This is a genomic window from Rhodoferax sp. ZS1R8 (genome assembly GCF_056521325.1).
Genome location: NZ_JBWMBA010000193.1, coordinates 1 through 603, shown reverse-complemented (window position 1 = coordinate 603; position 603 = coordinate 1). Strand labels below are relative to the sequence as shown.

1 protein-coding gene is annotated in these 603 nt (G+C 65.0%); it reads left to right on the top strand.

Translation table 11 applies throughout. The features are described from left to right. Positions 1-481, top strand: a 481-nt coding sequence (locus AC097P_RS24925; protein WP_479613094.1) for a hypothetical protein, incomplete at its 5' end; no start/stop codon positions are given. Positions 482-603 lie beyond the last annotated feature (122 nt).

Genomic DNA, 603 nt, shown 5'->3' with positions numbered 1-603 from the left:
AGGCCACGACCATGGCGAGGCACCTGCCACCGCAGGTGGCCCGGCTAAGCCCCGCTTCACCGCCACCTCCGAAGCCTTTGAGCTGGTGGGCGTGGTCAACGGCAAAAACATCACGCTGTACCTGGACCACGCGGCGGACAACAGCCCGGTCAAGGATGCCAAGCTGGAGCTTGAGCTGGGCGGCACCAAGGTGCCCGTTCAGCCCCATGGCGAAGGCGAGTTTGAAGCCACGCTGGCAGCAGAGTTGCAACCCGGCGTTATCAGCGTGACCGCAACTGTGGTCGCAGGTCAGCAGAGCGACCTGCTGGCCGGGGATTTGGACTTGCCCGCCAACACCCAGGCCGGTGCCGCAGCGCATGGCGCGACTTGGAAGCGTTATGCCGCGTGGGTGATGGGCGGGCTGCTGGCCCTGGCGTTGCTGGCCTTTGCCTTGCGCCGTTGGAGCACACAACGCAACCAACGTTTGGGAGGTGCAGCATGAAGCCCCGTTTTCCAAAGCTCGCAGCTTGCCAAATCCTGAGCACCGTGTTGTTGACAATGGTGGCTCCAGCCTGGGCCGACGCAGGCCATGACCATGGCGCTGCAGCCCCCGCAGTCAGCGGC